This window comes from Pseudoalteromonas sp. BSi20439 (genome assembly GCF_000241165.1).
In the GTDB taxonomy this organism is placed as follows: domain Bacteria; phylum Pseudomonadota; class Gammaproteobacteria; order Enterobacterales; family Alteromonadaceae; genus Pseudoalteromonas.
Genome location: NZ_BADW01000133.1, coordinates 1 through 1,347, shown reverse-complemented (window position 1 = coordinate 1,347; position 1,347 = coordinate 1). Strand labels below are relative to the sequence as shown.

Sequence of the window (1,347 nt, the reverse complement as noted above, 5' to 3'; positions counted from 1 at the left end):
GCGTATTCCGGTGATGGTGAACACCGATTCCGGTTTTATCGTGAACACTTAAATTCCACGCATTGGGTTCATGACATTTTTAACCTAAGTGTTCACGATGGTCAATTTTAGATTGAATTTTTCTCATAGACTCCCCCTTTAATTTTATCCGATGAGCATTGTGCATTAGTCGATCTAAAATGGCATCGGCTAAGGTATTATCGCCGATGGATTGATGCCATTCTTCGGTGGGTAATTGACTGATGATGGCGGTTGATGAACTGCCGTGCCTATCATCCATGATCTCCATTAAGTCATTTCGTTGTGCCGCTTTAAGTGGCTCAAGCCCCCAATCATCTAAAACGAGTAAGTCGATCTTAGCGAGTGACTGTAACATTCGACTGTAAGTGCCATCTGCTTTGGCTTGTGTCAGCGCAAGCATCAACCTTGAGAGTCGGTAATATTTAACGCTGTAGCCTTTCATGCATCCTGTATGCGCAAGCGCACAAGTGATATAGGTTTTACCGCTACCGCAAGGGCCTGTGATCAGTAAGTTTTGTGATTTATTCAGCCAATCACATTGCAGTAGCGATGCCATCATCGATTGATTGAGACCTCGCGGGTGATGATAATCTATGTCTCTGGCGTTAGCGGCTAATTTAAGTTTTGCCGCTTTAAGTAAGCGTTGTTGTTTTCGGCTCTCTCGGTCTTGGGCTTCACTGTCTGCTAGCAGTTGTAGTCGCTCATCGAAGGACAACCCTTCATAAGTACTTGGTTGTTCCATTTGGCTCACTAAGGCGTTGGCCATACCACTGAGTTTGAGTTGACGAAGCTGAGTTATCGTTTGTTCTAACATAGAATTTCCTTACCTTAATGGAAGCTTTTAGGACCACGGATATTTTCATGGGATTGTGGCAATAACGTCGACGGCTCTTCTTGCGTTCGCGGCAATTTATCTTGGTTGCTACTGAGTATGTCTTTGATATGTTTTAACCGATATAAACTGTATTGATTGGCTATCGCACAGGCGTTATTGAGCCGATCGGCGGGATAGCTTCTTGATAGGTTGAGTAAGCCTAAGCACACACGATACGCTTGTTCTTCATGTTGTTTCTGTGCCAATTGTGCTTTCACCCAGAGCAAAACGTCATCTCCAATATCTTTCGCCCAATTCATTAAACGCCCTGGTGACCATTTATGATGCTTCTCATGCTTTACAGGCATGTGCTCGGATGTGGTGGTCATGCCCGGATGATATTTTCTCGGGTGACTGGTGATGCGTTTATGCTTGAAATAAGCCTCAATCAAGTTGTCTTTGGCATGAAGTTCAAGCTTTTCACCCACCAAGTGATGGGGTACCGAGTAAAG

The 1,347-nt window shown here is 44.3% G+C and carries 1 protein-coding gene and 1 pseudogene; both read right to left on the bottom strand.

Translation table 11 applies throughout. From position 1 onward, the window contains the following. Positions 1-79: 79 nt before the first annotated feature. Entirely contained in the window at positions 80-835 is a 756-nt protein-coding gene (istB, locus tag P20439_RS11630; protein WP_008108839.1) for an IS21-like element helper ATPase IstB, read from the bottom strand. Positions 836-849: 14 nt separating this feature from the next. Next, positions 850-1,347 (bottom strand): annotated as a pseudogene (locus P20439_RS18270) (IS21 family transposase); the annotation flags it as partial.